This is a genomic window from Mesorhizobium sp. P2_E10 (assembly GCF_056404235.1).
Window position 1 is genome coordinate 1 of the sequence record NZ_JBFUEK010000008.1, and the last position, 24,073, is coordinate 24,073.

General features: G+C 61.0%; 31 protein-coding genes and 1 tRNA gene. 17 read left to right on the forward strand and 15 right to left on the reverse strand.

Features of this window, described 5'->3' with window-relative positions; all coding sequences use genetic code 11:
- Together AC1D0N_RS20905 and AC1D0N_RS20910 are read left to right on the forward strand one after the other, a co-directional pair.
- On the forward strand, nucleotides 1-170 hold a 170-nt coding region (locus tag AC1D0N_RS20905; RefSeq protein ID WP_477243127.1), incomplete at its 5' end, for an ATP-binding protein.
- A 314-nt stretch (nucleotides 171-484) separates the two neighbouring features.
- Nucleotides 485-706, forward strand: coding sequence for a DUF768 domain-containing protein (locus AC1D0N_RS20910; RefSeq protein ID WP_477247213.1), 222 nt, complete (start codon nucleotides 485-487; stop codon nucleotides 704-706).
- A 53-nt stretch (nucleotides 707-759) separates the two neighbouring features.
- On the opposite strand, the gene AC1D0N_RS20915 is transcribed toward AC1D0N_RS20910, so the two are convergent.
- On the reverse strand, nucleotides 760-1,434 hold the full coding sequence (locus tag AC1D0N_RS20915) for a DUF4145 domain-containing protein (protein WP_477247215.1): 675 nt from the start codon (nucleotides 1,432-1,434) through the stop codon (nucleotides 760-762).
- A 942-nt stretch (nucleotides 1,435-2,376) separates the two neighbouring features.
- On the opposite strand from AC1D0N_RS20915, the gene AC1D0N_RS20920 reads away from it, so the two are divergent.
- Nucleotides 2,377-2,640, forward strand: coding sequence for a hypothetical protein (locus AC1D0N_RS20920; RefSeq protein WP_477247217.1), 264 nt, complete (start codon nucleotides 2,377-2,379; stop codon nucleotides 2,638-2,640).
- Nucleotides 2,641-2,866: 226 nt separating this feature from the next.
- Here the strand turns inward: AC1D0N_RS20920 and AC1D0N_RS20925 are convergent, their stop codons facing one another.
- From AC1D0N_RS20925 to AC1D0N_RS20940, 4 genes are read right to left on the reverse strand one after another with little or no spacing between them, the layout of a single operon-like run.
- Nucleotides 2,867-3,202 (reverse strand): helix-turn-helix domain-containing protein, encoded by a 336-nt coding sequence (locus AC1D0N_RS20925; protein WP_477247219.1) that lies wholly within the window; start codon nucleotides 3,200-3,202, stop codon nucleotides 2,867-2,869.
- Nucleotides 3,199-3,585, reverse strand: coding sequence for a type II toxin-antitoxin system RelE/ParE family toxin (locus AC1D0N_RS20930; protein ID WP_477247221.1), 387 nt, complete (start codon nucleotides 3,583-3,585; stop codon nucleotides 3,199-3,201). The genes AC1D0N_RS20925 and AC1D0N_RS20930 overlap by 4 nt, the downstream gene beginning before the upstream one ends.
- Nucleotides 3,586-3,639: 54 nt before the next feature.
- Nucleotides 3,640-4,143: a hypothetical protein gene (locus AC1D0N_RS20935; protein ID WP_477247223.1), complete on the reverse strand. Its 504-nt coding sequence runs from the start codon at nucleotides 4,141-4,143 to the stop codon at nucleotides 3,640-3,642.
- Nucleotides 4,140-4,373: a helix-turn-helix domain-containing protein gene (locus AC1D0N_RS20940; RefSeq protein WP_477247225.1), complete on the reverse strand. Its 234-nt coding sequence runs from the start codon at nucleotides 4,371-4,373 to the stop codon at nucleotides 4,140-4,142. Before AC1D0N_RS20940 ends, AC1D0N_RS20935 begins: the two co-directional genes overlap by 4 nt.
- An 89-nt stretch (nucleotides 4,374-4,462) precedes the next feature.
- Here AC1D0N_RS20940 and AC1D0N_RS20945 point away from each other — a divergent pair, with 89 nt between their 5' ends.
- The 3 genes from AC1D0N_RS20945 to AC1D0N_RS20955 are packed head-to-tail and all read left to right on the forward strand — an operon-like array spanning nucleotide 4,463 to nucleotide 5,246.
- Nucleotides 4,463-4,615 carry a hypothetical protein gene (locus AC1D0N_RS20945; RefSeq protein WP_477247227.1) on the forward strand — a complete coding sequence of 51 codons (153 nt, stop codon included), beginning with the start codon at nucleotides 4,463-4,465 and terminating at the stop codon, nucleotides 4,613-4,615.
- Complete coding sequence (locus AC1D0N_RS20950; RefSeq protein ID WP_477247228.1) at nucleotides 4,612-5,022, forward strand: hypothetical protein; 411 nt, start codon at nucleotides 4,612-4,614, stop codon at nucleotides 5,020-5,022. The genes AC1D0N_RS20945 and AC1D0N_RS20950 overlap by 4 nt, the downstream gene beginning before the upstream one ends.
- Nucleotides 5,019-5,246 (forward strand): hypothetical protein, encoded by a 228-nt coding sequence (locus AC1D0N_RS20955; protein WP_477247230.1) that lies wholly within the window; start codon nucleotides 5,019-5,021, stop codon nucleotides 5,244-5,246. The genes AC1D0N_RS20950 and AC1D0N_RS20955 overlap by 4 nt, the downstream gene beginning before the upstream one ends.
- A gap of 86 nt (nucleotides 5,247-5,332) precedes the next feature.
- Here AC1D0N_RS20955 and AC1D0N_RS20960 read toward each other — a convergent pair whose 3' ends face one another.
- Nucleotides 5,333-6,274, reverse strand: a complete 942-nt coding sequence (locus AC1D0N_RS20960; RefSeq protein WP_477247232.1) for an SDH family Clp fold serine proteinase — start codon at nucleotides 6,272-6,274, stop codon at nucleotides 5,333-5,335.
- Between the two features lie 483 nt (nucleotides 6,275-6,757).
- A tRNA-Leu gene (locus AC1D0N_RS20965) sits at nucleotides 6,758-6,843 on the reverse strand.
- A 254-nt stretch (nucleotides 6,844-7,097) separates the two neighbouring features.
- Here AC1D0N_RS20965 and AC1D0N_RS20970 point away from each other — a divergent pair.
- A complete protein-coding gene (locus AC1D0N_RS20970) occupies nucleotides 7,098-8,603 on the forward strand; it encodes an HAL/PAL/TAL family ammonia-lyase (RefSeq protein WP_477247234.1) in 1,506 nt (501 codons plus the stop codon).
- Nucleotides 8,604-8,749: 146 nt separating this feature from the next.
- On the opposite strand, the gene AC1D0N_RS20975 is transcribed toward AC1D0N_RS20970, so the two are convergent.
- The 3 genes from AC1D0N_RS20975 to AC1D0N_RS20985 form a co-directional block, all read right to left on the reverse strand.
- Nucleotides 8,750-8,947 carry a hypothetical protein gene (locus AC1D0N_RS20975; protein ID WP_477247236.1) on the reverse strand — a complete coding sequence of 66 codons (198 nt, stop codon included), beginning with the start codon at nucleotides 8,945-8,947 and terminating at the stop codon, nucleotides 8,750-8,752.
- Between the two features lie 13 nt (nucleotides 8,948-8,960).
- The gene (locus tag AC1D0N_RS20980) at nucleotides 8,961-9,203 is read right to left on the reverse strand and encodes a hypothetical protein (RefSeq protein ID WP_477247237.1); all 243 of its coding nucleotides are present in this window, start codon (nucleotides 9,201-9,203) and stop codon (nucleotides 8,961-8,963) included.
- A gap of 125 nt (nucleotides 9,204-9,328) precedes the next feature.
- Nucleotides 9,329-9,916 (reverse strand): NUDIX domain-containing protein, encoded by a 588-nt coding sequence (locus AC1D0N_RS20985; protein ID WP_477247239.1) that lies wholly within the window; start codon nucleotides 9,914-9,916, stop codon nucleotides 9,329-9,331.
- 154 nt (nucleotides 9,917-10,070) lie between these two features.
- Here AC1D0N_RS20985 and AC1D0N_RS20990 point away from each other — a divergent pair, with 154 nt between their 5' ends.
- The 4 genes from AC1D0N_RS20990 to AC1D0N_RS21005 all read left to right on the forward strand — a co-directional run bounded on the left by AC1D0N_RS20990 (nucleotide 10,071) and on the right by AC1D0N_RS21005 (nucleotide 12,305).
- Nucleotides 10,071-11,174, forward strand: a complete 1,104-nt coding sequence (locus AC1D0N_RS20990) for an NADH:flavin oxidoreductase/NADH oxidase (RefSeq protein WP_477247241.1) — start codon at nucleotides 10,071-10,073, stop codon at nucleotides 11,172-11,174.
- 132 nt (nucleotides 11,175-11,306) lie between these two features.
- The gene (locus tag AC1D0N_RS20995; protein ID WP_477247242.1) at nucleotides 11,307-11,624 is read left to right on the forward strand and encodes an SH3 domain-containing protein; all 318 of its coding nucleotides are present in this window, start codon (nucleotides 11,307-11,309) and stop codon (nucleotides 11,622-11,624) included.
- Nucleotides 11,625-11,755: 131 nt separating this feature from the next.
- A complete protein-coding gene (locus AC1D0N_RS21000) occupies nucleotides 11,756-12,034 on the forward strand; it encodes a DUF982 domain-containing protein (protein WP_477247244.1) in 279 nt (92 codons plus the stop codon).
- A 31-nt stretch (nucleotides 12,035-12,065) separates the two neighbouring features.
- Nucleotides 12,066-12,305, forward strand: a complete 240-nt coding sequence (locus AC1D0N_RS21005; RefSeq protein ID WP_477247246.1) for a DUF2188 domain-containing protein — start codon at nucleotides 12,066-12,068, stop codon at nucleotides 12,303-12,305.
- 77 nt (nucleotides 12,306-12,382) lie between these two features.
- On the opposite strand, the gene AC1D0N_RS21010 is transcribed toward AC1D0N_RS21005, so the two are convergent.
- Both AC1D0N_RS21010 and AC1D0N_RS21015 read right to left on the reverse strand, forming a co-directional pair.
- Nucleotides 12,383-12,661 carry a hypothetical protein gene (locus AC1D0N_RS21010; protein ID WP_477247248.1) on the reverse strand — a complete coding sequence of 93 codons (279 nt, stop codon included), beginning with the start codon at nucleotides 12,659-12,661 and terminating at the stop codon, nucleotides 12,383-12,385.
- Between the two features lie 53 nt (nucleotides 12,662-12,714).
- Entirely contained in the window at nucleotides 12,715-13,728 is a 1,014-nt protein-coding gene (locus tag AC1D0N_RS21015; protein ID WP_477247250.1) for an alpha/beta fold hydrolase, read from the reverse strand.
- Nucleotides 13,729-13,904: 176 nt separating this feature from the next.
- Between AC1D0N_RS21015 and AC1D0N_RS21020 the strand changes: the two genes are divergently transcribed.
- Together AC1D0N_RS21020 and AC1D0N_RS21025 are read left to right on the forward strand one after the other, a co-directional pair.
- The gene (locus AC1D0N_RS21020; protein WP_477247252.1) at nucleotides 13,905-14,648 is read left to right on the forward strand and encodes a competence/damage-inducible protein A; all 744 of its coding nucleotides are present in this window, start codon (nucleotides 13,905-13,907) and stop codon (nucleotides 14,646-14,648) included.
- 81 nt (nucleotides 14,649-14,729) lie between these two features.
- Nucleotides 14,730-15,563: a universal stress protein gene (locus tag AC1D0N_RS21025; protein WP_477247254.1), complete on the forward strand. Its 834-nt coding sequence runs from the start codon at nucleotides 14,730-14,732 to the stop codon at nucleotides 15,561-15,563.
- An 11-nt stretch (nucleotides 15,564-15,574) separates the two neighbouring features.
- Here AC1D0N_RS21025 and AC1D0N_RS21030 read toward each other — a convergent pair whose 3' ends face one another.
- Nucleotides 15,575-16,486: a LysR family transcriptional regulator gene (locus AC1D0N_RS21030; RefSeq protein ID WP_477247256.1), complete on the reverse strand. Its 912-nt coding sequence runs from the start codon at nucleotides 16,484-16,486 to the stop codon at nucleotides 15,575-15,577.
- A gap of 330 nt (nucleotides 16,487-16,816) precedes the next feature.
- On the opposite strand from AC1D0N_RS21030, the gene AC1D0N_RS21035 reads away from it, so the two are divergent.
- The 4 genes from AC1D0N_RS21035 to AC1D0N_RS21050 all read left to right on the forward strand — a co-directional run bounded on the left by AC1D0N_RS21035 (nucleotide 16,817) and on the right by AC1D0N_RS21050 (nucleotide 19,915).
- Nucleotides 16,817-18,220: a pyridoxal phosphate-dependent decarboxylase family protein gene (locus AC1D0N_RS21035; protein WP_477247258.1), complete on the forward strand. Its 1,404-nt coding sequence runs from the start codon at nucleotides 16,817-16,819 to the stop codon at nucleotides 18,218-18,220.
- A gap of 74 nt (nucleotides 18,221-18,294) precedes the next feature.
- Nucleotides 18,295-18,795: a xanthine phosphoribosyltransferase gene (gpt, locus tag AC1D0N_RS21040; protein WP_477247260.1), complete on the forward strand. Its 501-nt coding sequence runs from the start codon at nucleotides 18,295-18,297 to the stop codon at nucleotides 18,793-18,795.
- A 209-nt stretch (nucleotides 18,796-19,004) separates the two neighbouring features.
- The gene (locus AC1D0N_RS21045; protein ID WP_477247262.1) at nucleotides 19,005-19,493 is read left to right on the forward strand and encodes an NUDIX hydrolase; all 489 of its coding nucleotides are present in this window, start codon (nucleotides 19,005-19,007) and stop codon (nucleotides 19,491-19,493) included.
- Between the two features lie 110 nt (nucleotides 19,494-19,603).
- The gene (locus AC1D0N_RS21050; RefSeq protein WP_477247264.1) at nucleotides 19,604-19,915 is read left to right on the forward strand and encodes a PilZ domain-containing protein; all 312 of its coding nucleotides are present in this window, start codon (nucleotides 19,604-19,606) and stop codon (nucleotides 19,913-19,915) included.
- Between the two features lie 65 nt (nucleotides 19,916-19,980).
- On the opposite strand, the gene AC1D0N_RS21055 is transcribed toward AC1D0N_RS21050, so the two are convergent.
- Together AC1D0N_RS21055 and AC1D0N_RS21060 are read right to left on the reverse strand one after the other, a co-directional pair.
- The gene (locus AC1D0N_RS21055) at nucleotides 19,981-21,786 is read right to left on the reverse strand and encodes an ABC transporter ATP-binding protein (protein ID WP_477247266.1); all 1,806 of its coding nucleotides are present in this window, start codon (nucleotides 21,784-21,786) and stop codon (nucleotides 19,981-19,983) included.
- Between the two features lie 408 nt (nucleotides 21,787-22,194).
- Complete coding sequence (locus AC1D0N_RS21060; RefSeq protein WP_477247268.1) at nucleotides 22,195-23,877, reverse strand: NAD+ synthase; 1,683 nt, start codon at nucleotides 23,875-23,877, stop codon at nucleotides 22,195-22,197.
- Between the last annotated feature and the right edge of the window lie 196 nt (nucleotides 23,878-24,073).

Consider the following 24,073-nt stretch of genomic DNA (forward strand, 5'->3'; position numbering starts at 1 on the left):
CCTCCAATCGGGTCGTGCAGGACTGGGGGACATATCTGCGAGACAACACCATGAGCACGACGATACTCGATCGGCTGATGCATCATTGCCATCTGCTTGAGTTCGATGGACGCAGCTATCGCCTCAAAGAGGCCGCTGAAGCCCTTGCTCGGGAAACAAAGTCAAACTAACAAGTCCACTTCTGTCCTGTCTTGCGGGTGGGGGATTTTGACTGACCCTACATGGAGGAATTTGAAGTGACCCGCGGGGTTTGTAGTCGTTTCTGCACTCTTTGCCTTGGAAGCTTTTAAAGGCTTTTGCATCGGCCATGCTGCTCAAAAGCATTCCTGAGCACGCTACCATCAAGCCCAGCCACAGATGCTTCCCCATTAGCCCTCTCCCCTGTTGCTCCAATAAATTAGGGTACGCTAATGGTAAGGGCTCTGCAATCCAGCGCCAACCAAGATGAGCGGAACCTAACTTACGGCGCGCGCTTTATCTGCCCATGAGCACACGCGGCACCAACTTCCTTCACAAGTGGATTTCCAGCAACGTCCCCGAAACGGTCGGCGCCGACATCATCTCAGTCGCCGAACTGACGCAAAACCTGTTCGCTGACGCCAAGGCGATCGGCATTAGCAGCGTGGAAATCGAGGAAGACACCGGCAGTGTCTATCAGGCAATTCTCGACGCGATCGTGCATCACAATGCCGGCTTGGCGGACTGACTGCCATAGCTCTATACTGACGCCATGCGCGCAGGACCTGCGCAACCAATTTATCATGGTGGTGTGGCGCCGGTAGCTGCTGCGATGCCACGTGTAATCTTGGCACTAAGGACAAACAGGAAATTCCCAAGTGCCTCCGCGAAGTCCACGGATTGCTTTGCCTCGTCGGGCAAAACATGCGGACGCGAGGCGTCGGCATGCCTGGGGCGGTTGGAGCCCAATCGAACAGAATGCGCCCACTCAGCCATTTCCTTTGTCAGAAGATTGGCCGCAAGCGCTTCATCGATCCTGTCGTAGAGACTTCCCTTCGTCAGGCCCTTCTCCTTCAGCATGGCGTCGACTGCACTTCCAGCCATGACAGCGGCGGCGTCTGGCGCGTGTAGCGTGTCGTATGCCTGCTGAAGATATTGCCGAGCAACTGGCGGAATGTCTTCATGAGCCTGTTTCGGCTCCGGGAAAAGCTGAACGCCGATGAACTTGGCGCCACCGTCATGGACGCCGGTAGCAGACACCGCCGAACCGCAAGAAATGCAGAGGTAGGTTGCCCAGTGACGGGGCACCCCTCCATCTCTGCGCACTGTGGGGCCTTCGCTGCCCCAGACGCGCGCCAGCGTTGGCGCGGCGATCGAACATTGAGGGCACCGCGTTAGACCGAGCAGTTGCTGCCCCATGCGGTAGCCGCTGACATGGTCAACCAATGTTGTCGCAACGCCCACAATCGATGCCATCGACCCCCCCCTCAAATTGAGGCGAGCACCAAATCACCATCGCAGCGCCTGCACAAGGACTCGCCAGGACGTTCGGAGCGCTTCCACACTGTAGGACAGCGGCCTACGGAACGCGCGCTGGTGAGGCTCTGGCGCGGCGTCAATCCTGTGTTACAACCCTTTTGGCAATACATGGGGGCAGTAATGAAGCAGCTTTTTCTAGGCTTAGTCATTGTGGCGGGATCAGTCGTTGTAGCCTTAGCGGGCCCGCCGGCAAGCTGCCGCGATAAGTTCGTTGGTACGTGGAAATCATCCTTTGGGGGATCTACCGAGGTCCACGCCGACGGTACCGCTACGCCTAGTACGGGTGTCAAATCTCAAACTTGGACCTGCGATGGAGACAAATACATTTTCAGCAATCCGGATGGACAGACCTGGACAGCGACACTCTCGCCCGATGGCAATAAGCTGATAGGTCCAGGTGTTGCCACGCGCGTTGGAGCTCCCCCGACGCCAAATGGTGGTAGTGTTGGTAAGCAGGGTCGATCAAAGGAAACAGCGCCCCGATGCGGGTCTGGAAGTGACCCTCACCAATGCGTGTCGCTTGAACAGCGGGGCACAAGTGGTCACTGGCATAACTATCGGTTAGTCAATACCTGCAACAGGCGATTTAAGGTCTCGGTGTCTTCGTGTGACGCAAAATGGGCGGGCGGATGTAAGGTTGAGAAGCTTTCGGTTGGCGCTTGTGAAACTACCGGCAGTGCAAACGAAGGAAAGCAGTCATGGGGCCAAGATGCGAAAGCTCTTTGGTAAAGATTTTTCTGTGGGCTCGCGATATTAGCAATTCGTGATGCCAGCCTCGCGCAGCCTCAGCCGAGTGCAACCCGGCTTGCTATCGCCACCAGTTTCAGGAATATAATCCTCCGTTGCGGCGATCCCCCTCAAACGGAGTTCGCCATTCCCATGACAATGAAATACCCCTTCGTCGAGGACACGCTCGGCAAGAAGCTGCAGGCCGGAACGGGGCTTTCGGTCGACTGCATGACCTGCCATCGAAACGTGAAGCTCGATGTCCAGGCGCTCGTCGACCGGTTGGGCGAAGATCACGGCTGCATGCACTGGGATCTGATCAAGGTGCTGTTCTGCCAACAATGCCGCGAGGCCGGACGAGGTGACCGAAATCTCGCCTTCACCAACCATGCCGTGACGCCTGACCAGCGGCGCTAGACGAATAGGCCCCGGCGCCAGGGTGAATGCGCCGGGGCCATTTCACCAAGTCCGCCGCACTTTAGCGATATCTGATTCTTGACGTAGCGTCATGTCGGGCTTGCCCGCCAGCTAACCGACCTTATCGCGCAACGGCTTCCTGCGTGTCGGCGCCACGAACTGAAACCCGTTACTTTGGAAGGTAACCGAAAACCCCGGCGCGAGGCCGGGGTTGAATGTCTTATTGTCAGCCGACCTTACGTGCCGGCGGCTCGTTCACAATCTCGCTGTGAAGGGCGCGAAGTGCGTGCACCATCTCGACAGGCCTAGAGTTGATCAGTAGCAGATAGGCACGCATTGCCTGCACCGGCCGCGAACGACCTTGTTCCCACTGCTTAAGCTGATCGAAGCCAAAACCAAACGTCGAGGCGAAATCCTTCTGCGAAAGACCCGTCTTCGAGCGGATCGCCTTAACGTCGATCTCGGCAGGTACATGAAGCTTATAGGGCTCGGCCTCGCCGCGTGCGACGGCAAGCGCTTCCTGCAGGCCCTCCGCGATCTGATCGAATACCTTTTTGCTCATGCTCTTTCTCCACTTGCGGCTAGCGGTTGGACGCGTCGCGCATATTCTTCCACAATTGCCTCTGTCAGCTTCCTCAGCCCATTGCGTTCCGCTTTGGAAAGATTGACCTTCTGGCTCTTCCCGAACACCGTGATCAAAAAGACCGGGAGCTCGGAACCTGTGTAGAATGTGATCGTGCGAACGCCTCCGCTTTTGCCTTTGTTATTGCCACGAATCGAAAACCTTACCTTCCGGCAGCCGCCCGTGCCGACGATCTCTTCGCCATCATCAGGGTTCGCTGCAATGTGGTCGACGAAGTCCTCGATGTCCTCATCGGACATCCCGGCTGCCTGCGCCGCCCGGCGGAAAGCTTTCAGTTCTGATACTGTATGCATGCCCGGCATAAGTATGTAAACTACGCACCTTGTCAACTGGTAAACAGGCTAGGCGGTTCCATCCTAATCCCCACGGTGAGGGGATTTTGTCAGTTGGCGGGGTGCCGGCAGGATCGCGGCGCGCAGTTCGTCACCGCTGATCGTCTTCCGTTCCAGCAGCAGGGTGGCAATCTTCTCGACAATCGGCCACCGACCATGAACCATGTCTTTGGTCCTGATCGACAACCACGCGAGATAGGCGGTGGCGCTTTCTCCACTGCCGCACAAACTCAAGGCTATATCGGTCGCGTGCGAGCGGTCCGCCGTACCGTGCCAGTGCCGGGACGAACGCGGATCATATCTGCGCTGCGCTATATCGCCTGCCAGAATCGAGATGATCCAATCCTCCGCCTTGATCCGCATGACGGCGGTAGCGCTTTTGAGGTCGACCTTTCCCCTTGGGCGATAAACGACCATCCCGGCATAGTCGGAGCCAGGGACGATAGTTGCGCTCGTGACCCTAAACCCGAGTAGGAAGGCAACCACGGCGTGGCCTGCCTCGTGATGGGCCGTCGCTTGGAGTTTCATGGTTTCCTGAGCCTTGCACCGGTGCCTTCGCCATTCGTGATATCGACGTTGTGCGCGGCATAGGCAGCGACAATCTTCGCCTTTGTGGTCTCGGTCGCAACCCCGGTGCTCTCGAACCTATGCACAGTCGTAAAGGCGATGCCTGCGGCGCTTGCGAGATCGCGCACTGACCATTTCAGGATCGCTCGCGCGGCGCGGTTTGCTTCCGGCGTCAAAGGCGCTTCATGCATACAGGTGTTCCTATTCCAATTGACAATGCGAACGCCTGTATGTTTTACATACGGTCGTAACTGAACGCAACATCTACTGGAGTTTTCCAATGCGGAACACCCATGTTCCGGCACCTGGCGGAGCTATGCCCGCCGCTTGCCGTGTCATCCGCCTACGCTTCGCGCTTCTGCTTTTGCGCACCGCGAACCAGCTTTCCGACCGTGCCGAACGCATCATCAAGAGCGAGGAGGCGCGGCGATGAACGCTCATGCCTCTCTCAAGCCCCTGGGGATGCCGAAGGGGATGAACCCGCGCGAATGGCGCCAGTCGGTCGAGAAGCGCCTCAACGACCTTCTAGACCGCGCAATGAGCCTCATCACGGCGCTCGACCTCATGCAAGCCGACTGCGATCTGGAAAGCACAGATGATGACGAGCCGTCGCTCGGCTGGACAGAACGCGGTCCTGCCGCCGGCGGCGCCAACGATGACCGCGAGGCCGACGATTGCGATCTGGAGGACGGCGGCGACACTGAGTTGAACGGCGACGAAACCGACCACTCCCGCAACGAGGATGAAATGTGTACGGGCGACGAGCGCGACCCCGCCGCTGCTCCTATGGCCGAACAGGCAATACAGCGCCTTCGGGAAATCCAGATGGTGCTATCATGAGCCGCTTTGTCGATCACCGCGATATGACGGCGGCAGATATCATGGCCTGCAGCTGCGAGGCATTGGCCATCATCCACCTTTGCGAAGCTGCCTCTTGGGCGATCCAGAACGGAGGCGGCAATACCTTAGGGCTCGCGGACGCCATAGGGACCGGGCTTCAGTTGGCACAGGCGCTGCTCGAACCCGTCCACGAAGCTCTCGCCAGTCATGAGGGCCGCAAGTAAACCGAGCCTCCGCCAATTGGCGGACCCAGCCCGCTGCCTCACGGTGGCGGGCTTTTCATTTTGGACGCGGAACGATTAGTGGATCGTCAGTTTTGTACCGCTCCCATTGGCATTTGCATGACCGCCAACTGTTGGCGAACCGTAGCTTTGCCGTCATGGTTCTCGACGATCTTGAACGCCTGCGTGTTGGCCAACGTGTGCATGTAACAGTGGTGGATAGTGAGAACGAGATCCTGCAGACGGTTGTCATTTTCAAGCGCAGCGACGTGCAAACCCATTTTCCGGCACTCATTAATGTGAAAGTGCCTATCATGTCCCTTGTTTTCTCCCAGATTCGTCAGCTTTTCGCGAACTCCGGCAGCCGCAGCGAGACGCGGCTTCTTTCTCAGTCCATGAAACATGTTGGCGCAGAGCGCTTCTTCGACGAACGCTTGTGATCTCTCAACCGCCCAATGGCATTGTTGGACGAATGACGGTGTCAACCGGGATAGAATAGGCTGCCAGATGGCGATGTACGACGGGTCGGCCGCGATCTGTTCATGAGCCCGTTTGATTTCCTCGAGAACACCTACTGCCGGGATTCCGTTGAAATGCGGATCCACCGGGCCGAGGCTAGAGTGCTTGCCCATCAGGATTTCTTTGCAGGAACATGCGATCATCGTGCCGGCCGACATTGCCAATTGTGGCACTATCGCGCGCACGTCGCGGCCAAACATTTCCATCAGGTAGGCCACTATCGATTCGGTCGCGGCTACACTCCCGCCAGGCGTGTGGAGTATCAGATCGAGGCCCTTGGACCTATCGAGCTCATGGATGCAAAGCATGAACCCGTTTTTGTCATCTTCAGTTATTTCGGTGCCTTCGACCCTCGGCTTTGTCAAAAAGCCAGAGTAGTAGGCGATGACATTCCTGCCAGTATGCTCGAAGAGCTGTCTGAGATATCGTCGGCGTACGAGATCGAACGCAGACTCAGTCTGCTTCGATTGCTCTACCGCGATTTCTCCAAGAACGTTCTTCCAATCCGGCATTGTCAGTCCCCATCCCGAGTGGGGCTGCTGGCGTGCTATATGTTGTAATAGCTGGCACTGCCGTAAGCATGGTCGGAAGCGTGAAAACTTCGTTCTGCAAAGCTGGAACGAAGACGCCGCGCCGCGCCATATCCTCGAACATTTCCACGGCCGTTTGCTGAGGTTGCATGTGCTTCCTCCTTCCCCCTGACAATGAAGCTATACTTCGTTGGGTTCCCAAGTCAAATAAGACTCGGAGGATGGTCGTTTGTATGAGGGGGCACTTGCCCGAAACTGACTTGCGACGCCACCGGCCATAATGTCGCGTGCGCCGGGCCTAGTCGAGAGAACGACTTAGCACCGCAATTGGCACCCGACGGTAAGCGCTGCCGCAAAAATGGCGAGGCTTTTTGATTGGGCGGCTACCCCTACGGCTACCCAGAAGCAAGTTTTTTAGGGTATCCAGTAAGTCGATAGAAAGCTAATAGTCGTGTGATTTCAACGTGGTGCGGACGACGGGAATCGAACCCGTACGATCATAGATCGAGGGATTTTAAGTCCCTTGCGTCTACCAATTCCGCCACGTCCGCGTGGCCGCCACTGGTAATAGAGCCAGACAGGATTGCAAGCCTGCTCTGGCGGCGGCGGCCTCCCGGCGTTCGACAACTTTGCCGTCCTTGACCCGGTTTATCCCCCGCGAGGTCGCTCCAGTCGCATCAGCCGGCAATTCCGTCGCCACTATGCATAGCGGCGAAGCTGTACGGTGCGGAGCCAAAAGCAAGGTTCTCACCCCGCCTTCGCGCGAGCCAACAGCGCTTGCGCGTCCGCCATTTCGGAACGACCAATGACAATAACGATAGACAAAAACGCCAGCTGGCGCGACATCGCGCAAGTGAGCGAAGGCGAATCCCTGGCACTCAGTCCAGCAGCGTGGGAGAGGATCGCCTTTGCAAACCAGATCGTTGCTTCCATCGTCGAAAAAGGCATCCGCGCCTATGGCGTCAATACCGGGGTCGGCGCATTGGCAAGCAAGATTGTGGCGCCTGCCCTGCAAAAGAAACTGTCGCGCAACATCATTCGCAGTCACGCTTGCGGCGTCGGGGACCTGGTGCCAAGACGCGGCGTGCGCGCCATCATTGCCGCGCAAGTGGCGAATTTCGCGCATGGCCATTCGGGCGTAAGCCCCACCATCGTTCGCAATCTGCTGACCTTTATCGAGCGCGACTGCGTTCCCGACGTGCCATCGAGGGGGTCGGCCGGCTATTTGACGCACAGTGCGCATGTGGCGCTGGTCTTGATCGGTGAAGGCAGTGCAACCGTGGCAGGCCGCTCCATGAGCGGGCTCGAGGCCCTGGCTGAAATGGGTCTGGAGCCCCTGGAGCTTGGCGCGAAAGAGGGCCTCAGTCTCGTCAATGGCACGGCATGCGCGACCGGCCTGACAAGCATCGCCGTGCAACGCGCGGAGCGTTTGCTGGGTTGGGCTGACGCCGCGGCCGCTTTGACGCTTGAAGCCGCCGGCGCACAAATGCCGGCCTTTGGCGAGCAAATCCTGGCGATGCGGCCCTCGCCCGGCATTCAGGATGTCGGCAGATCGTTGCGTCGCTGGCTCCACGGCAGCGAACTTATCGCGCTTGCCCATGGCAGCCGCACGCAGGACGCCCTCAGTCTTCGCGCCGTGCCGCATGTTCACGGCGCTGCTCGGGAGGTGCTGGATCGATCCGCCGAGTTGGTCGACCGTGAATTGGCAGCCGTCACCGACAATCCAGCGGTATTCGGATCGTTGGAGGATCCGCAGGTTGTTTCAGAGGCGCATGCGGTGGCGCCCGCGCTCGGGCAGGCCGCAGACGGCTTGACGATTGCCTTGGCGCAGGTGGCTGGAATGAGCGAGCGGCGGATCGACCGTCTCGTCAATCCACTTGTCAGCAATCTGCCGCCCTTCCTTGCCGATGAGGACGGCAGCAATTCCGGCTTCATGATTGCCCAATACACCGCCACGTCGCTGAGCAACGTCAATCGGCGCCTGGCCGCCCCGGCGGCGACCGACGGGGGCGTCACATCCGGCCTGCAAGAGGACTTTCTGGCCCACCCAACCGTCGCGGCCAACAAGCTGCTGGCGGTTATCGACAACGCTGAATACATTTTGGCAATCGAACTCATGGCGGCCGCGCAGGCCCATGATTTTTTGGCTGAACGCGGTGCACGTGCACCTGGTACCGACGCCATCTACCGACTGGTCCGGGAAAATATCGCTCACTATTCCGACGATCGGCCTTTGTCGGGGGATATGGAAGAATTGCGCAACTTCATCCGCGAAGTGGACGTGCCAATCTGTCCGCAGCCTACCGAGTGAGGCACCTACCCGCCGAGCTTCGAGCGGCTAGGCCTTCATCGGGCATAGCTCCAGGTGCTGGATCAGAATAATCGTCTTGGCGTCGACGAACCGGCCGCATTTAGCTTTGACGTCGGTTTTCGACTTAACCGACCCCGGCGAGTTTGTCAGTGCCTACGCCATGGCGCGAGACGGTCACCGAGCGCGTTTGCCTCAGCGAACCTGGCCAGCGCTTGTTCGACCTTCTGCGCCGAGGCGTCAGTGCGCTCGATGTGGTGGACCACTTGGTGCCTCAGCATCGCAAGCCTTGCAGCGCGATGCATGTCGCCGTTTCGCTGGATCTTGAGATTGAACGTCGGGAGCATCGTTGGCTCCGGGTCAATTCATGCTGGCGGGATCAATCTTCGTGAGGCGCTTTCTGGCCTCCAAGACGCGCCGTTGCGCGGACCTTATCGTGCTGCAGAGCGCGAGGTTGACGGCTACACCACAATTCTCGTCCAGCATTTCTTCCGCGCTTTCGAGGGCGAGTTTGGCTCGGCTAATGCGCTGTCTTGCTCTAGCGAGTTCCAGCGCCAGAATATCGGCCGCCATCCCGCGACCGTGGGGGTCCAATCTGTTCATCATGGGTTGCTAACACATGGCGGAGCGGTTCGTTCCCTTTTTACGTTGGTGCTGCGGCGGCTCGCCGCATGCTCTCAAGCGGGAGCAGGTGCATTGGCGTCCTGTCTCGCAAGTCTTTGCAGCAATCAGTCCTCCGGCGCAGGAATCGGGTTCAGCTTCAAATGCTGGATCAAGATGATCGTCTTGGCGTCGATGATGCGGCCGTCTGAGATGCCGGCCAGCGCGTCGTCGAGCGACATTTCCAGAACCTCGATGTCCTCGCCCTCGTCGGCCGCGCCGCCACCGGCCGAGATGCGGTCGGCAGGCGTGTAGCGGGCGATGAAGAACCAAAGCCGCTCGGTCACGCTGCCTGGGCTCATATAGGGCGCGAACAGCCGTTCGATGCTCTTCAGTCGGTAGCCGAGTTCTTCCTCCGCCTCCTTGCGGATGGCGGTCTCCGGATCGTTTTCGTCGAGCAGGCCGGCGCAGGCCTCGATCAGCGGTTCGCGATGGCCGGTGACATAGGCGGGGTAGCGGAACTGCCGGACCAAAAGCACCGTCGAGCGCGCCGGATCGTAAGGCAGGATCACCGCGCCGTCGCCGCGATCGTATGTCTGGCGGATTTGCGTCTCCCACTGCCCGTCACGCCGGCGATAGTCGAGGACGGTCTTTTTCAGAACCGCCCAGTCATCGGAAAGGACTTCCTCCGAACGGATGCGAATGCGATCTTCCATGATGAACTCCTTGGCGTCGGCGGCAAGGCGTAGCCGCGAACCGCTGTTTCCGCAATCCGGCCAGCGATTGGTCCAGAAGAGCGTTTCACCGCCTCGTGTCTGGTGCCGACAGCCGCCATTGCCTAGATAACAACATCCTTCCCGGAGTTTTCTGATGACCACATCGCTTTTCCAGCCGATCACGCTTGATGGCCTGACCTTTCAAAACCGCATCGCGGTGGCGCCGATGTGCCAGTATTCCGCCGACAACGGCTCAGCCAGCGACTGGCACCTCTACCACTGGATGAACCTGGCAATGTCAGGCGCCGGCATGGTCACCGTCGAGATGACCGATGTCGAACGGCGCGGCCGCATCACCCATGGTTGCCTCGGTCTTTATTCCGACGACAACGAGGCGGCGGCCCGGCGCACGCTGGATGCAGCCAGGCGGGTCGCCGCTCCGGCCACGAAATTCGGCATCCAGCTTGCCCATGCCGGCCGAAAAGCCTCCAACCGAAAGCCCTGGGAAGGCGGCGGACCGCTGCAACCAAGCGAAGACCCCTGGCAGACCGTCTCGGCCTCGGCCATTGCCTACGACACCGGCTGGAACGTGCCGCACGCGCTGGAAGAGGAACAGATCCTGCAGCTCATCGAGCGCTTTGCTCAAGCCGCAAGGCGGGCTGAACGCGCCGGCTTCGACTTCCTCGAGCTGCACGCCGCGCACGGCTATCTGGTCTTCCAGTTCCTGTCGCCGCTCTCCAACCAGCGCACCGACCGCTGGGGCGGCTCGCTGGAAAACCGCATGCGCTTTGTCACCGAGATCGCCAAGGCGGTGCGCAAGGCCGTCCCCGACCTGATGCTCGGCGCCCGCCTGTCGGTGAAAGACTGGGTCGATGGCGGTTTTGATGTCGAGGACGCGATCGAAGTGGCCAAGGCGCTGAAGGAAATTGGCATCGCCTATATCTGCTGTTCGAGCGGCGGCAATTCGCCCTTGCAGAAGCTGCCGACCGGCCCCGGCTACCAGGTGCATCTGGCGGAGGCGGTGCGCAAGGGCGCCGGCATCCCGACACGCGCCGTCGGACTGATCGACGATCCCAGGCAGGCCGAGACGATCATCGCCGATGGCCGCGCCGACATGGTGGCGCTCGCCCGCGCCTTCCTCGCCGATCCGCGCTGGGGCTGGCGCGCGGCCGCCACTTTCGACGAGAAAATCCACCCCGCCCCGCAATTGGCCCGTTCGGTGACGACAATGCAGCATTGGATGAAGGCGGCGGGCTGACCAGCCCGTTCTCCTGATGCCGGCGCGGCGCCGCTCATAGTTCTGGACGGTTTGCTCTCGCTTCAATTTTGTCCGCAAACTGTTACGCTGGGTGAGGCTGCGGCGGGCGCGGCCGAGGCTTGGGAGGAAATCATGTCATTCAAGCCATTCTTGCCGGTTGCAGCCCTGACAGCCGTGGCCGGACTTTGGATTGGCGCATCAACACCGGCCGGCGCACAGTACTGCGAAGGCACCGTGCACGGCCTTTCCCGCCACTACAATCTGGCGACGGGGAGCGGCTTTCTCGCCGTGCGCGCACGGCCGAATTCGTCGTCGCGCATGATCGGGCAATTGTTCAACGGCGATCATACCGAGATCTTCGACCGCCGCGGAAACTGGTACCAGGTCGAAATCGGTGGCGGCACCGGTTGGGCGAACGCGCGCTGGCTGCGCAACGATTGCGGCTACTGAGACGCTGTTTCGAAAGTCGCTCCGGCGAGTCATGTGGCCGCCGGAGCAGAGTTTCCAAACAGGCTCTGAGACGTTTGGGCGCAGGCTGACGGCCACTTTTGCAACCAAATTGGCTGTTTTGCGTTGCGCCCATGATGGACAACAAACCTTTTGAAACGCCAGTCGTGGTCGAACTCGGTCATGTCGGCAAATATCGCCATATCCGCAGCACCCAGGAGGCGGCGGAGTGCCTGATGACCGTTTGGCCGCTTAATCGCGGCCCCCGGCATCGTGATGCCCTCGACACTTGCCTCAAAGTGCTGGAAGGTTATCGTTCGACGGCGGATGCACGCCGCGCCTTGATCGAAGCGGCCAAGGAATCGGAAGTGCTGGTTCCCGACGACCGGCTGCTCGACAGCAAGCTGCATTGAACGAACGGGGCTTTTTCACCAGGAGGACTTCATGGCGAAGCTGACTTACAAGATCGTCGAGCACGACGGGGGCTGGGCCTACAAGGTCGGCTCGACATTCTCGGAGACCTTCCCTAATCATCAGGACGCGCTGCGCGCTGCCGAGATCGCTTCGGCCGAACAGCAGGTCGCTGGCTCGACCGACGGCATCCAGTACGAGGACGCCGATGGCAAATGGCATGATGAACTGGCCGACGGCCGCGACCGGCCACAGACCGAAGTTTCCGACTAGTTTTGATTTTGTTTGTCTCTGCCGGCCGTGGATACCCTTTGGAGGCATCCTGCCGGTCAGTCGAAGTCTGCAGCCGATTACTTGCCGCAATAGTGATCGTTTACACCGGAATCGGCGTTGGCGTCCGGTCCTGGCGTGTTCGAAGCGCAAGGTCCCATCGCCCCGGAGCCCATCGTGTTCAGACCGGACGCATCATGGTTCATCGTAATGCTGCCGGTGGTGTCCGGATCGACGGTCATCGTCTGTTCAACCGGGCGATGCCGGGTATGCGAGGTATAGACGCCTGACGATTGCGCCATCGCCGAAGTGGCGAGGCCGATTGTCAAAACCGATGCTGCAAGAATTCTGGTGATCATTGAAGTTACTCCGTGTCTGCGTCGCGATGCTGCGACACGGGTAAACCCGGCAATCACCCCAAAGGTTCAGTGAAATTGCCGTGAGCGCGCGGTGATATCGGGCTGGCAAACGCCCGCTCGGCGATGCGCTTGATGAAGGCGGTGACGCGTTCCGGCTCGATGAATTGCGGCATGTGCCCGAGCCCCTCGACGGGCTCGAAATCGAGCCCTCCGATCCTGTCCTTCATCGGCTCGCCATGGATACGCATGTCGATGACTCGATCGGCGGTTCCGAAGAAAATGCCGGCCGGCATGGCGATCTCGCCGTAACGCTGCTCGAGGCCGCCGAGGTCGCGCTCGATCGCGACGATATCGGTTGATGTCGCGTAGAAATGGCTCGGCCGCAATCCGCACCAACCGCCGCCATCCACCATATAATCGGCCGGCGTGATCTGCGGCGCGAACACGAATTTCAGCGTGCGCCGTGCGTATCTCAGCCCCGCCGGCATCGCCACGGTGTGGGCCATGATCCAGCGCAGCAGCGGCGACTGGATATAGAGCGAGCCGAATTTTTCCCGCACACGCGGTTCCAGATGCGTCAGCGGCGCCAGCAAGGCGATGCCGGAAATCGCTTGCGGGTGCTCCACCGCCAGCGTCAGCGCGATGGCGCCGCCCAGCGAATGGCCGACGATGAGCGGCTTTTCCAATCCGAGCGCTTCAATGAAGTGCCGCACGATTTCGGCCTGTTCGGGCAAGCGCCCGCTGGAGCCCCTGGCCCGCACCGAATGGCCCGAGCCCGGCCGATCGAGTGCGATCAGCCGGTATCCCGGGCCAAAGCGGCCGAACAGCGTATGGCGGAAATGATGCAGCTGCGCGCCCATGCCGTGCAGGAAGACGATGGGCCGCCCCTCGCCTTCCTCGACATAGTGGATGCGGTTGCCGTCGACCTCGACGAATTTGCCGCGCGCCGGCACCAGCCTTTCGGCCTTGGCGGCGATCCACAACGTCGCCAGCACCAGAAAGACGCCCACGGCGACCGCCAGCAGCAGCAGGCCGCCGAGCAGCCACAGCAGAATCGATAGATCCATTCTTCACCCGGGATCTGGACCGGCGCGCACCATCACCCACGGCCGGTTTGACCGCAAGGGAGCCGAGCGTGTTAGAGGCTGCATTGCCGCCGGTCCCATGTCGCGCTATCTCAGGCGACCTTGCCTGCCACGGGCGACCGTGTCTGCCCAAGTCGACCCGTTTGCCGGAGCTTGCCATGCCTGAAATCGTCACCGCCGCCATGCTCGTCATCGGCGACGAGATTCTGTCCGGCCGCACCAAGGACAAGAACATCGGCCACCTCGCCGACATCATGACGGCGATCGGCATCGACTTGAAGGAAGTGCGCATCGTTCCCGATGAGGAAGACGAGATCGTCGCCGCGGTCAACGCCGTGCGCGCCCGCTATACCTATGTCTTCACCACCGGCGGCATCGGCCCTACCCATGACGACATCACCGCGGATTCGATCTCCAAGGCCTTTGGCGTGCCGTGCGAATACGACGCCAAGGCCTATGCCATGCTGGAAGCAAGCTACGCCGCGCGCGGCATCGAATACACCGAGGCGCGCAAGCGCATGGCGCGCATGCCGCGCGGCGCCGACCATATCGACAATCCGGTGTCCATCGCGCCCGGCTTCCGCGTCGGCAACGTCCATGTCATGGCCGGCGTGCCGTCGATCTTCCAGGCCATGCTCGACAATGTCGTGCCGACGCTGAAGGCGGGCACAAAGATGCTGTCGGCAACGGTGCATTGCCCGTTCGGCGAAGGCCTGATCGGCGGTCCCTTGGGCGACATCCAGAAGGCCCACCCGGACACCATCATTGGCTCCTACCCGAAATATGGCGACGGCAAATTCTGGACGGAACTGGTCGTCCGTGCCCGCAGCCAGGAGGCGCTGGACGCCGCGCGGGCCGATGTCGAAGCCTTGGTCGCGGGCCTCGCCAGCACGGCAAGTTGATCTGGATCAGACCGGAACCAAGCACGGCGCTGTAGCGTTTCCCACAGACGATTTCGATCGTCGCAAAATGAGGGATTTGCCATGCGTTTCAAGACCATCGTCGCCATATTGCAGAATGAGCAGGATGCCGAGCGCGTGCTCGACTGCGCCATCCCGCTTGCCGAGCGCTTCCAGAGCCACCTCATCGGCATCCACGCCGAAGCGCTTCCTGTCCCCTACACCTCGGCCACCGGCTTTCCCGACACCGAATTCCTGCAGGTTTCCGCCGACATGAGCCGGGAGCGCGCCGACAAACTGCAGGCCGTTTTCCTCAAGCACATCGAGAATTCCGGTCTGTCCTTCGAATGGCGCAGCCTGGAGAGCTTTTCCGGCGACAGCGCGCTGACCGGCATCTCCAGCGTCCGCGCCGCCGATCTGATCATCGCCGCGCAGCGCGACACCGGCGGCGACCCGAGCGTCGACGTCGACACGCTGGTCTATGACGCAGGCCGGCCGGTGCTGGTGGTGCCGCATGCGGGTCCGCTCGCCACCAGCTTCAAGCACGTGCTTCTGGCCTGGAACGGCAGCAAGGAGGCCGCACGGGCCGCCTTCGACGCCCTGCCCTTCATCATCGAAGCCGAGAAGACCGACATCCTGGTCATCGATCCGCCGGATACGCTGGACGAGAATTCGGAGGCCGCCGGCGCCGAGATCGCTGCGGCTCTGTCCCGGCACGGCGCCACGGTCAGCGTCTCGGTGCTGCAATCGGGCGGTATCTCCGTCGATGACGTCATCCAGACCAGGATCACGGAGACCGGCGCCGATCTGCTCGTGCTCGGCGCCTACAGCCACTCCTGGCTGCGCCAGCTGTTGTTCGGCGGAGTGACGCGCACGGTGCTGCGCACCGTGCCGGTCGCGGCCTTTCTGTCGCGCTAGGATGCGTAGATCTAGGACCTCTGGCGCGCGGCGAAGTACGCCCCAACATGGTCGATGACGGCTGAAGTCAGGTCGTGGGCCACGTGAGGGCTGCGTCGCAAAGCGACGTCATAGTAACCGACGGATGGAAGGCCATGCTCCGATCCGAACGGCGCCAGGTCGCCTGACAAGGCTGCAATCGGCAACGGCGCAACCGCCAACCCAGCCAGTACCGGTGCGAGCTGACCAGCGAGATTCTCGCTTGTACAAATGACGTGATAGGAAATGCCGGCTGCGTCGAGCGCATCGATGGCTGACTTTCGCCACATACAACTCGTCGGACCTACGGCGACCCCTAGCGGACGGCGTAGGTGGGCCGTCCCATGTGCGAGGCCGGCCCACGCAAGCCGGTCTCTGTGGATGGCCGTGTCAGGCGATCCCGCTCGATCTGTCGCGCCCCCCGTTACGAGCGCTACATCCAATTCTCCCTCATCCAGCATCCGTGACAGCGTGCTGCTCACACGGCAGGTCACATTGATCTCCACCAGCGGGTACGCCGCTGAATAGCTGGCGAGAACAGAGGGAAGGAATGCAACGGCATATTCGTCCGTCATTCCCAGGCGGACGGGGCGTCCATGTGACAGGCGGTTGAAACGCATTACCGCCTCTTCGGCGATCCCAAGAACGCGCCGCGCATATGTCAGAAGCGCCTCTCCTGCTGACGTCAACATGACCGAGCGCCCTTGATGCACGAAGATCGGCTGTCCGATCTGCATTTCGAGCCGCTTCATTTGCATGCTGATGGCCGATGGCGTCCGGTGCACTGTTCGGGCAGCGCCGACGAAGCTGCCTGTGTCGACAACCGCCATCAGAGTACGCAGGAGCACGTTGTCCAGCCCCAACAGAACACCCGAATCCGTCCGTAAGCGCGCGTGGTTCGACATGAGCGGCAAGCCCCAATTCGCCAATTTCGCTGATGCCCAGTGTAAGTGCTTTTCGTTTGTCGGAGCAATCGACATTGGCCAAACTGAGTAAATCCAAACGGACCGATCGGGTTCAACGCACATGGCGGCCCGCCAGCAGCGCCCTACTCGTGTGGCACTGGCAATCGTCTACGGTGGATTCCGACCCGCGGATTTGAATTTGGCAGGTTTCGGGTGGTTGACTGAGAAATCCTCCGGCAACTTGGCGAATGGGTTCTTCCAGCACCAGATACATCACACTGGTGGGCCGCCCGGAGAAACGTCCACCACGAAGGAGAAGGGACCCACTCAATGAACACGGCGCTCAATCTCGCATACCATGCAGCACGGGCATGGATCGACGGACTGGATGATCGTCCGGTGGCGGCCACGGCCAACCTATCGGACCTCAAGCGATCTTTCGTCGGTCCATTGCCGCCCGATGGCAGCAGTGCGGAGGACGTGATCCAGACACTTGTCAAAGACGCCGGCGTCGGGATGCATGGTAGCGCAGGTGGACGCTTCTTTGCCTGGGTGATTAGCGGCGGGCTGGAATCCGCACTGGCGGCCGACTGGCTCGTTGCCACTTGGGATCAGAACGCAGCGCTCTATTCTGTCAGTCCTGCATCCGCAGTAATCGAAGAGACAGCCGGCGAATGGGTCAAGGAACTGCTCGATCTGCCGCGCGATGCGTCTTTTGCTTTCACCAGTGGTTGCCAGATGGCGCACATGACGAGCCTTGCCGCTGCGCGGGCCGCGCTGCTCAAGCGCGTCGGCTGGAATGTGGAAGAGGACGGGTTGTTTGGAGCACCTGAAATTAGAATACTCACGAGTGACCAGCGGCACGTCACCATAGACCGCGCGGTACGCTTTCTGGGGATCGGCCGCAACGCCATTGAACAATTGAAAACGGACAGGGATGGGCGCGTCTCTCCCGCGGTTCTCGATAGCGCGCTTTCCGAAAATTCCAAGCCGGCCATACTCGTGCTGAATGCCGCCGACTTGAACATCGGCGCATGCGACCCGTTCAAGGACTTGATCCCAATGGCACATTCGGCCGGCGCCTGGGTTCACATCGACGGCGCCTTCGGTCTCTTTGCACGCGCGAGCCGAACGTACCGCCACCTGCTCGACGGCGTGGAAATGGCCGACAGCTGGGCGACAGACGGCCACAAATGGCTGAACGTTCCCTTCGATTGCGGTATCGCGATCATCGTCGATCGCAACGCGCATCGGACTGCGATGGCATCGAACGCCTCCTATGTCGCGCCAGTAACTGTCGCGCGGGACCAGATAGACTGGAATCCGGAGTACTCTCGCCGGGCGCGCGGCGTTCCCGTCTATGCCGCGCTCAAGGAACTCGGCCGCAACGGCGTCGAGGCTCTGGTGGATCGCTGCTGTGCGCATTGTGCCAGCATCGTGGAGGGAATTGGAGAACTGCCGGGCGCAGAGATTCTGGCAAGACCAACACTCAATCAAGGTCTGCTCAGGTTCAGCCGGCCGGACTTGTCGCCCGAGGAGAACGATGATTTTACCGACGAAACAATTCAAAAAATCAACGCGACAGGCGAAGCCTTTTTCTCCGGCACGACATGGCGAAACCGCCGCGCCATGCGCGTCAGCGTGGTCAACTGGCGCACAAGCGAACAAGACGTACGGCGGGCGATCGCTGCCGCGACTTCTGTGCTAACGCCGGAATTAGCTACGCCCATTTAACCGAAGCTTGCCAATGCCCTGACTTTCCAGTTAATTCCGCGCGCATTCCATAGTGTTGCGCGCGGAGTGCACGAATGTCCCTTCCTGAAAAAGCTTTTCCGGTCTCCTGGGACCAGTTCCACCGCGATGCCCGCGCGCTGGCTTGGCGGCTTGCCGGCGCCAACAAGGGCCAGTGGAAGGCGATCGTCTGCATTACCCGCGGCGGTCTGGTTCCGGCCGCCATCATCTCGCGTGAGCTCGGTATCCGCGTCATCGAGACGGTCTGCGTCGCCTCCTATCACGACTACACCAGCCAGGGTCAGTTGCAGGTGCTGAAGGAGATCACGCCCGCGCTGCTCGTCGATGACGGCGTCGGCGTGCTGATCATCGACGACCTCACCGACACCGGCAAGACGGCGGGCATCGTGCGCGCCATGATGCCCAAGGCGCATTTCGCCACCGTTTATGCCAAGCCGAAAGGCCGGCCACTGGTCGATACTTTCGTCACCGAAGTCAGCCAGGACACCTGGATCTATTTTCCCTGGGACATGGGTTTTACCTACCAGAAGCCGATCGCCGACGACCACGCTGGTTGATTCGCGTCGGTTCTTCTTTCCAGTCGAAACGGCCAGGCGAGCACTCTTTGCTTTGGAAAGAGGCTTGCAGGGCACCATATTTCGTGAAGTCAACCGTTTCCGGTGACGTTTTGCGCACCGGTGTGAAGTTTTTTACTTTTATTGCTTATGATTAGCCGTAAGATTCGTGAGACGGCAAACGATTCTGGAGGCTGGGGCTAGCTTCTGCAATGTTGACGAGGCCAACGACGCACAACCATCTGGCCGAAAGGGTCCGGCGACTCTTCGGCTCGGCGCCGTGCCGCCTGCAGGTTGCCGCCTTGCCCTGGCGCGATACCGGGAACGGCGTCGAGATCATGCTGATCACCAGCCGTGACACTGGCCGCTGGGTCATTCCCAAGGGTTGGCCCGAGGCCAAGGAGCCACTTTGCGAGGCGGCGGCGCGCGAGGCCGGCGAGGAAGCCGGATTGCGCGGCACCGTCTCCCATCTCGAAGCCGGACGCTACTTCTATGCCAAAATGTTGGCCTCCGGCGAGGAAGTGCCGTGCGAAGTGCTGGTGTTTCCGCTGAAGGTCGACAAGGTCGCCGATCGGTGGAAGGAAAAGCGCGCGCGCACCCGCAAATGGGTGGATTCCACCGAAGCGGTGCGCATGGTCAACGAACCGGACCTTTGCCAGATCATCGCCTATTTCTGCGCCGATCCGCACCGGTTCGACTGACTCAGAGCTAGAATGACCGGCGACAGCCACTGATCTGTGGCATACTGTCTGTCGGCATGGGGGTGCCGCGACATCGAGGGATCGATTCGGCTGCTCTGGCGTTTTCATCAATGACGAACCCCGCTAACCCCCACGAAGAGAAGTCCGACGAGCACCGGCGCGAACACCGCCAGCGCGTGCTCAAGGGCGGGACGATCATCACCGGGATTCAGAATTCCGAGATCAGCTGCACCGTGCGCAACCAGCATGAAGGCGGCGCCGAGTTGAAGGTCGCGGCCGATGCCCGGGTGCCCGATCGCTTCCTGCTCTACATTCCCGTCGATGGAATTGGCTATCGATCCGAGGTTCGCTGGCGCCGCAACGACAGGATCGGCGTTCAGTTCACCGGCACCGAGGGCAAGCCGAAGCTGCATTACGGCTGATCATTCCGCATTTGGCACTCAGACCAAGGCACCCGGACCGGACTTCGATCCGGGTGCCTTCTCGATCAGATCACCAGCCCCTTGGTCAGTTCCAGCGCCTGACGCTCGAACAGGCGGCGGTAGATGCCGCCTTGCAGCCGGATCAACTCGTCATGCGAGCCCTCTTCGACGATGCGGCCGCGATCGAACACCAAAAGCCTGTCGAGCGCCCGCACCGTCGAAAGCCTGTGCGCGATGACCAGCGTCGTGCGGCCGACCATCAACCGCTCCATCGCCTGCTGGATCAGCACCTCCGATTCCGAATCGAGGCTCGATGTCGCCTCGTCCAGGATGAGGATGCGCGCATCGGCGAGGAAAGCGCGCGCGATCGCCACGCGCTGACGCTCACCGCCCGATAGTTTCACGCCACGCTCGCCGACCAGTGTGCCATAGCCCTTCGGCAGGCCGACGATGAAGTCGTGCGCGCTGGCCAGCCGTGCCGCGTGCTCGATCTCGGCCTGGCTGGCGCCCGGCCGGGCATAGGCGATGTTTTCGGCCAATGACCGGTGGAACAGGATCGGCTCCTGCTGGACGATGGCGATCTGCCCGCGCAGCGACGCTTGCGCCACCGTGGCAATATCCTGGCCGTCGATCAGGATCTTGCCAGCGTTGACGTCATAGAGGCGCTGGATCAGCTTAACGAAGGTCGTCTTGCCCGAGCCTGAATGACCGACCAAGCCAACACGTTCACCCGGCGCAATGTCCACCGAAAAGTCGCGGTAAAGCGGCAGTCGATGGTTGCCATAGTGGAAGGTGACATTGTCGAAGCTGATGCGGCCATCGGCAATTCGGATCGGCCTGGCGCCAGGCCGATCCTCGATGCCGAGCGGCTCGGACTGGAAGTCGACCAGTTCCTCCATGTCGTTGATCGAGCGCTGCAGATTGCGGATATGCGTGCCGATATCCCTGAGATAGCCCTGCAACACGAAGAACGCAGTCAGCACGAAGGCGACATCGCCGGCGCTCGCTTGCCCCCACGACCACAGCATCAGCGCCAGGCCGATCACGGCGGCCCTGAGCACCAGCAGCAGCGCCCCTTGCGTGGTGCCGTTGACGGTGCCGCGCACCCAGGTGCGGCGCGTGCGCGCGCGCCATTTGGCGACGACCCTGGCAAGGCGCGTTTCCTCGCGCACTTCGGCGCCAAACCCTTTGACCACGGCGTTGCAGCTCACCGCATCGGCGAGCGAGCCGCCGAGGCGTGTGTCCCAGCTATTGGCGAGCCGTGCCGCCGGCGCGACATAGCCGAGCGACAGCATCGCCGTCACCGTGATGAACAACACCGAGCCGGCCGCCACGACCGCACCCATCATCGGCCAGAACCAGCCGAGCAGCAGCGTCGAGCCGAGCAGCATGACGACGGACGGCAACAGCGCGATCAGGATGGTGTCGTTGAGCAGGTCGAGCGCCCACATGCCGCGCGTCACCTTGCGCACGGTCGAGCCAGCAAAGCTGTTGGCGTGCCAGTCGGTAGAAAAGCGCTGGACGCGGTGGAAGGCGTCGGCGGCGATATCCGCCATCATCTTCAGCGTCAGCTCGACGATGGCCATGAACGCCAGGTTGCGCAGCACGACGCCGGCAAGCGCCAGCGCCACCAGCATCGAAAACGCCGCCATTGCCGCGTTCCACGCCACCTCGTCCGCGCCGGCGCTGCTGGCGACGGCATCGACCAGCCGGCCGGAATAGAGCGGCGTCAAAACGTCGGCCAGGGTCGACAGCAGGAAGGTGCCCATGATGAGGGAAAGCCGCCACGGTTGACGCCGCCAATGGCCGAGCGTGAAGCCAAGAACGCTGCGAAAGGCGCCTGCGCGCAGATCGATTCGAAAACGAGCCATGATGTCATTCGGGCGCAAACGAGCCCGATCCCGGTAAGGTCGAAAATTGAAGAAACCGCGCTAGGGCAACTGGCCCAGGGAATGCGGAGGTTCGGCATATTTGGCGGCGCACCCGATTTGTCGGGTGGCGACCGGCATCGACGAACGCCTGTTCTCAGTCCGGCTTTGCCACAGAGGTAAAAACCTCGTAGCGCGCCGTCTGGAACCTAGGCTTCGCGGCCTCGCATGATGGTATCAAATGCTGGCATTCGGTCCTCCCAAAGGGGAATCGCGGAGACGTTCTTATAGGGACGGCTCAACGCCTCGCCAAGACAGGGAACTGCCGAAAGCGCATCTGGTCCACCCAGTGAGACGATTTTGCAACAACGGCGGGTTGTGCCGACACCGTCGGACATTCAAACCCAACGTCTACCCGCGATCCCTGAATCGATTGGTGATCGGATAGCGGCGGTCGCGGCCAAAGTTCTTGCGGGTGATCTTTACACCGGGTGCCGCCTGACGGCGCTTGTATTCGGCGATGTAGAGCAGGTGCTCGATGCGCGTCACCGTCGCCCGGTCGTGGCCGCGCGCGACGATGTCGTCGACGCCCATCTCGTTCTCGACCAGGCATTCGAGGATGTCGTCCAGCACCGGATAGGGCGGCAGCGAATCCTGATCGGTCTGGTTCTCGCGCAGTTCCGCCGACGGCGCCTTGTCGATGATGTTTTTTGGGATCACCTCGCCCGACGGGCCGAGCGCACCCGGCGGCACGTGGCCGTTGCGCCAGCGCGACAGCGCATAGACCTGCATCTTGTAGAGGTCCTTGATCGGATTGAAGCCCCCATTCATGTCGCCATAGAGCGTGGCATAACCGACCGACATTTCGCTCTTGTTGCCGGTTGTGACCACCATCGAGCCAAACTTGTTGGAGATCGCCATCAGGATGGTGCCGCGCGCGCGGCTCTGCAGGTTTTCTTCGGTGATGCCTTCCTTGGTGCCCTCGAACATCTGTGTCAGTGTGTGCAGGAAGCCTTCGACCGGCTCGAAGATCGGCACGATGTCATAGCGGCAGCCGAGCGCACGGGCACAGTCCTCGGCGTCCTTGAGCGAGTCCTTCGAGGTGTAGCGATATGGCATCATCACCGCGCGCAGCCGTTCTTCGCCAAGCGCATCGACGGCAAGGGCGGCGCAGATCGCCGAATCGATGCCACCGGAAAGGCCGAGCACGACATTCTTGAAGCCGTTCTTGTTGACGTAGTCGCGCAGGCCCAGCATGCAGGCGCGATAGTCGGCCTCCTCCCTTTGGGGGATTTTCGACATCGGTCCTTCCGAGCAGACCCAGCCCGCATCCGTGCGCTTCCAGGTGGTGACGTCGACCGTCTCCTCGAACTGGCTCATCTGGAAGGCAAGCGTCTTGTCAGAACCTATGGCAAACGAGGCACCGTCAAAGATCAGTTCGTCCTGGCCGCCGAGTTGGTTGGCATAGATCATCGGCAGGCCGCATTCGATGACCTGGCGGATGACGACCTGGTGGCGGACATCGATCTTGGCGCGATAGTAGGGCGAGCCGTTCGGCACCAGCAGGATTTCCGCCCCGCTTTCGGCCAGCGTCTCGCAAATGGCGACATCGCCCCAGATGTCCTCGCAGATTGGAATTCCGATGCGGATGCCGCGGAAGTTGACCGGCCCCTGCATTTCAGGGCCGGCCTGAAAGACGCGCTTCTCGTCGAACTCGCCGTAATTCGGCAAATCGAGCTTGTAGCGCTCGGCAAGGATCTTGCCGCCATCGGCAAAGATGATCGAGTTGTGGGTGCCGCTCTTGCGCTTCAGCGGCGTGCCGATGATGACGCCGGGGCCGCCATCGGCGGTGTCGGCGGCAAAGTCCTGCGCCGCCTTTTCACAGACTTTCAGGAAGGCCGGCTTCAGCACCAGATCCTCCGGCGGATAGCCGGCGAGGAAAAGCTCGGTGAACAGCACGAGGTCGGCGCCCTGGCGGGCGGCATCCGCCCTCGCCTCGCGCGCCTTGGCAAGATTGCCGGCGACGTCGCCGACCGTCGGGTTGAGCTGGGCAACTGCGATGCGCAGAATATCGGGAGCGGTCTTCTTGGTCATGCCTGCTGACTTAGCGCGACAAAATTCAGCGGGCAATGCCGTTCGTTTGGACCAATCCGGACTGATCGAATTCGATCATGTCCAGGACCGAATGACATGTGTCATTCGTGTCCTGACCTGATGGCGACCAGCCTATTCGCCCATATATTCGCGCAGTGTGTCAGGCGAATGGTTCTCGCCGGTCGACATCGCCAGG

What these genes read in the sequence shown, in the direction of transcription:
- AC1D0N_RS20910 (WP_477247213.1), top strand. Translation starts at nt 485, where the DNA reads ATGAGCACACGCGGCACCAACTTCCTTCACAAGTGGATTTCCAGCAAC.
- AC1D0N_RS20915 (WP_477247215.1), bottom strand. Translation starts at nt 1,434, where the DNA reads ATGGCATCGATTGTGGGCGTTGCGACAACATTGGTTGACCATGTCAGC.
- AC1D0N_RS20920 (WP_477247217.1), top strand. Translation starts at nt 2,377, where the DNA reads ATGACAATGAAATACCCCTTCGTCGAGGACACGCTCGGCAAGAAGCTG.
- AC1D0N_RS20925 (WP_477247219.1), bottom strand. Translation starts at nt 3,202, where the DNA reads ATGAGCAAAAAGGTATTCGATCAGATCGCGGAGGGCCTGCAGGAAGCG.
- AC1D0N_RS20930 (WP_477247221.1), bottom strand. Translation starts at nt 3,585, where the DNA reads ATGCCGGGCATGCATACAGTATCAGAACTGAAAGCTTTCCGCCGGGCG.
- AC1D0N_RS20935 (WP_477247223.1), bottom strand. Translation starts at nt 4,143, where the DNA reads ATGAAACTCCAAGCGACGGCCCATCACGAGGCAGGCCACGCCGTGGTT.
- AC1D0N_RS20940 (WP_477247225.1), bottom strand. Translation starts at nt 4,373, where the DNA reads ATGCATGAAGCGCCTTTGACGCCGGAAGCAAACCGCGCCGCGCGAGCG.
- AC1D0N_RS20945 (WP_477247227.1), top strand. Translation starts at nt 4,463, where the DNA reads ATGCGGAACACCCATGTTCCGGCACCTGGCGGAGCTATGCCCGCCGCT.
- AC1D0N_RS20950 (WP_477247228.1), top strand. Translation starts at nt 4,612, where the DNA reads ATGAACGCTCATGCCTCTCTCAAGCCCCTGGGGATGCCGAAGGGGATG.
- AC1D0N_RS20955 (WP_477247230.1), top strand. Translation starts at nt 5,019, where the DNA reads ATGAGCCGCTTTGTCGATCACCGCGATATGACGGCGGCAGATATCATG.
- AC1D0N_RS20960 (WP_477247232.1), bottom strand. Translation starts at nt 6,274, where the DNA reads ATGCCGGATTGGAAGAACGTTCTTGGAGAAATCGCGGTAGAGCAATCG.
- AC1D0N_RS20970 (WP_477247234.1), top strand. Translation starts at nt 7,098, where the DNA reads ATGACAATAACGATAGACAAAAACGCCAGCTGGCGCGACATCGCGCAA.
- AC1D0N_RS20975 (WP_477247236.1), bottom strand. Translation starts at nt 8,947, where the DNA reads ATGCTCCCGACGTTCAATCTCAAGATCCAGCGAAACGGCGACATGCAT.
- AC1D0N_RS20980 (WP_477247237.1), bottom strand. Translation starts at nt 9,203, where the DNA reads ATGAACAGATTGGACCCCCACGGTCGCGGGATGGCGGCCGATATTCTG.
- AC1D0N_RS20985 (WP_477247239.1), bottom strand. Translation starts at nt 9,916, where the DNA reads ATGGAAGATCGCATTCGCATCCGTTCGGAGGAAGTCCTTTCCGATGAC.
- AC1D0N_RS20990 (WP_477247241.1), top strand. Translation starts at nt 10,071, where the DNA reads ATGACCACATCGCTTTTCCAGCCGATCACGCTTGATGGCCTGACCTTT.
- AC1D0N_RS20995 (WP_477247242.1), top strand. Translation starts at nt 11,307, where the DNA reads ATGTCATTCAAGCCATTCTTGCCGGTTGCAGCCCTGACAGCCGTGGCC.
- AC1D0N_RS21000 (WP_477247244.1), top strand. Translation starts at nt 11,756, where the DNA reads ATGATGGACAACAAACCTTTTGAAACGCCAGTCGTGGTCGAACTCGGT.
- AC1D0N_RS21005 (WP_477247246.1), top strand. Translation starts at nt 12,066, where the DNA reads ATGGCGAAGCTGACTTACAAGATCGTCGAGCACGACGGGGGCTGGGCC.
- AC1D0N_RS21010 (WP_477247248.1), bottom strand. Translation starts at nt 12,661, where the DNA reads ATGATCACCAGAATTCTTGCAGCATCGGTTTTGACAATCGGCCTCGCC.
- AC1D0N_RS21015 (WP_477247250.1), bottom strand. Translation starts at nt 13,728, where the DNA reads ATGGATCTATCGATTCTGCTGTGGCTGCTCGGCGGCCTGCTGCTGCTG.
- AC1D0N_RS21020 (WP_477247252.1), top strand. Translation starts at nt 13,905, where the DNA reads ATGCCTGAAATCGTCACCGCCGCCATGCTCGTCATCGGCGACGAGATT.
- AC1D0N_RS21025 (WP_477247254.1), top strand. Translation starts at nt 14,730, where the DNA reads ATGCGTTTCAAGACCATCGTCGCCATATTGCAGAATGAGCAGGATGCC.
- AC1D0N_RS21030 (WP_477247256.1), bottom strand. Translation starts at nt 16,486, where the DNA reads ATGTCGAACCACGCGCGCTTACGGACGGATTCGGGTGTTCTGTTGGGG.
- AC1D0N_RS21035 (WP_477247258.1), top strand. Translation starts at nt 16,817, where the DNA reads ATGAACACGGCGCTCAATCTCGCATACCATGCAGCACGGGCATGGATC.
- gpt (WP_477247260.1), top strand. Translation starts at nt 18,295, where the DNA reads ATGTCCCTTCCTGAAAAAGCTTTTCCGGTCTCCTGGGACCAGTTCCAC.
- AC1D0N_RS21045 (WP_477247262.1), top strand. Translation starts at nt 19,005, where the DNA reads ATGTTGACGAGGCCAACGACGCACAACCATCTGGCCGAAAGGGTCCGG.
- AC1D0N_RS21050 (WP_477247264.1), top strand. Translation starts at nt 19,604, where the DNA reads ATGACGAACCCCGCTAACCCCCACGAAGAGAAGTCCGACGAGCACCGG.
- AC1D0N_RS21055 (WP_477247266.1), bottom strand. Translation starts at nt 21,786, where the DNA reads ATGGCTCGTTTTCGAATCGATCTGCGCGCAGGCGCCTTTCGCAGCGTT.
- AC1D0N_RS21060 (WP_477247268.1), bottom strand. Translation starts at nt 23,877, where the DNA reads ATGACCAAGAAGACCGCTCCCGATATTCTGCGCATCGCAGTTGCCCAG.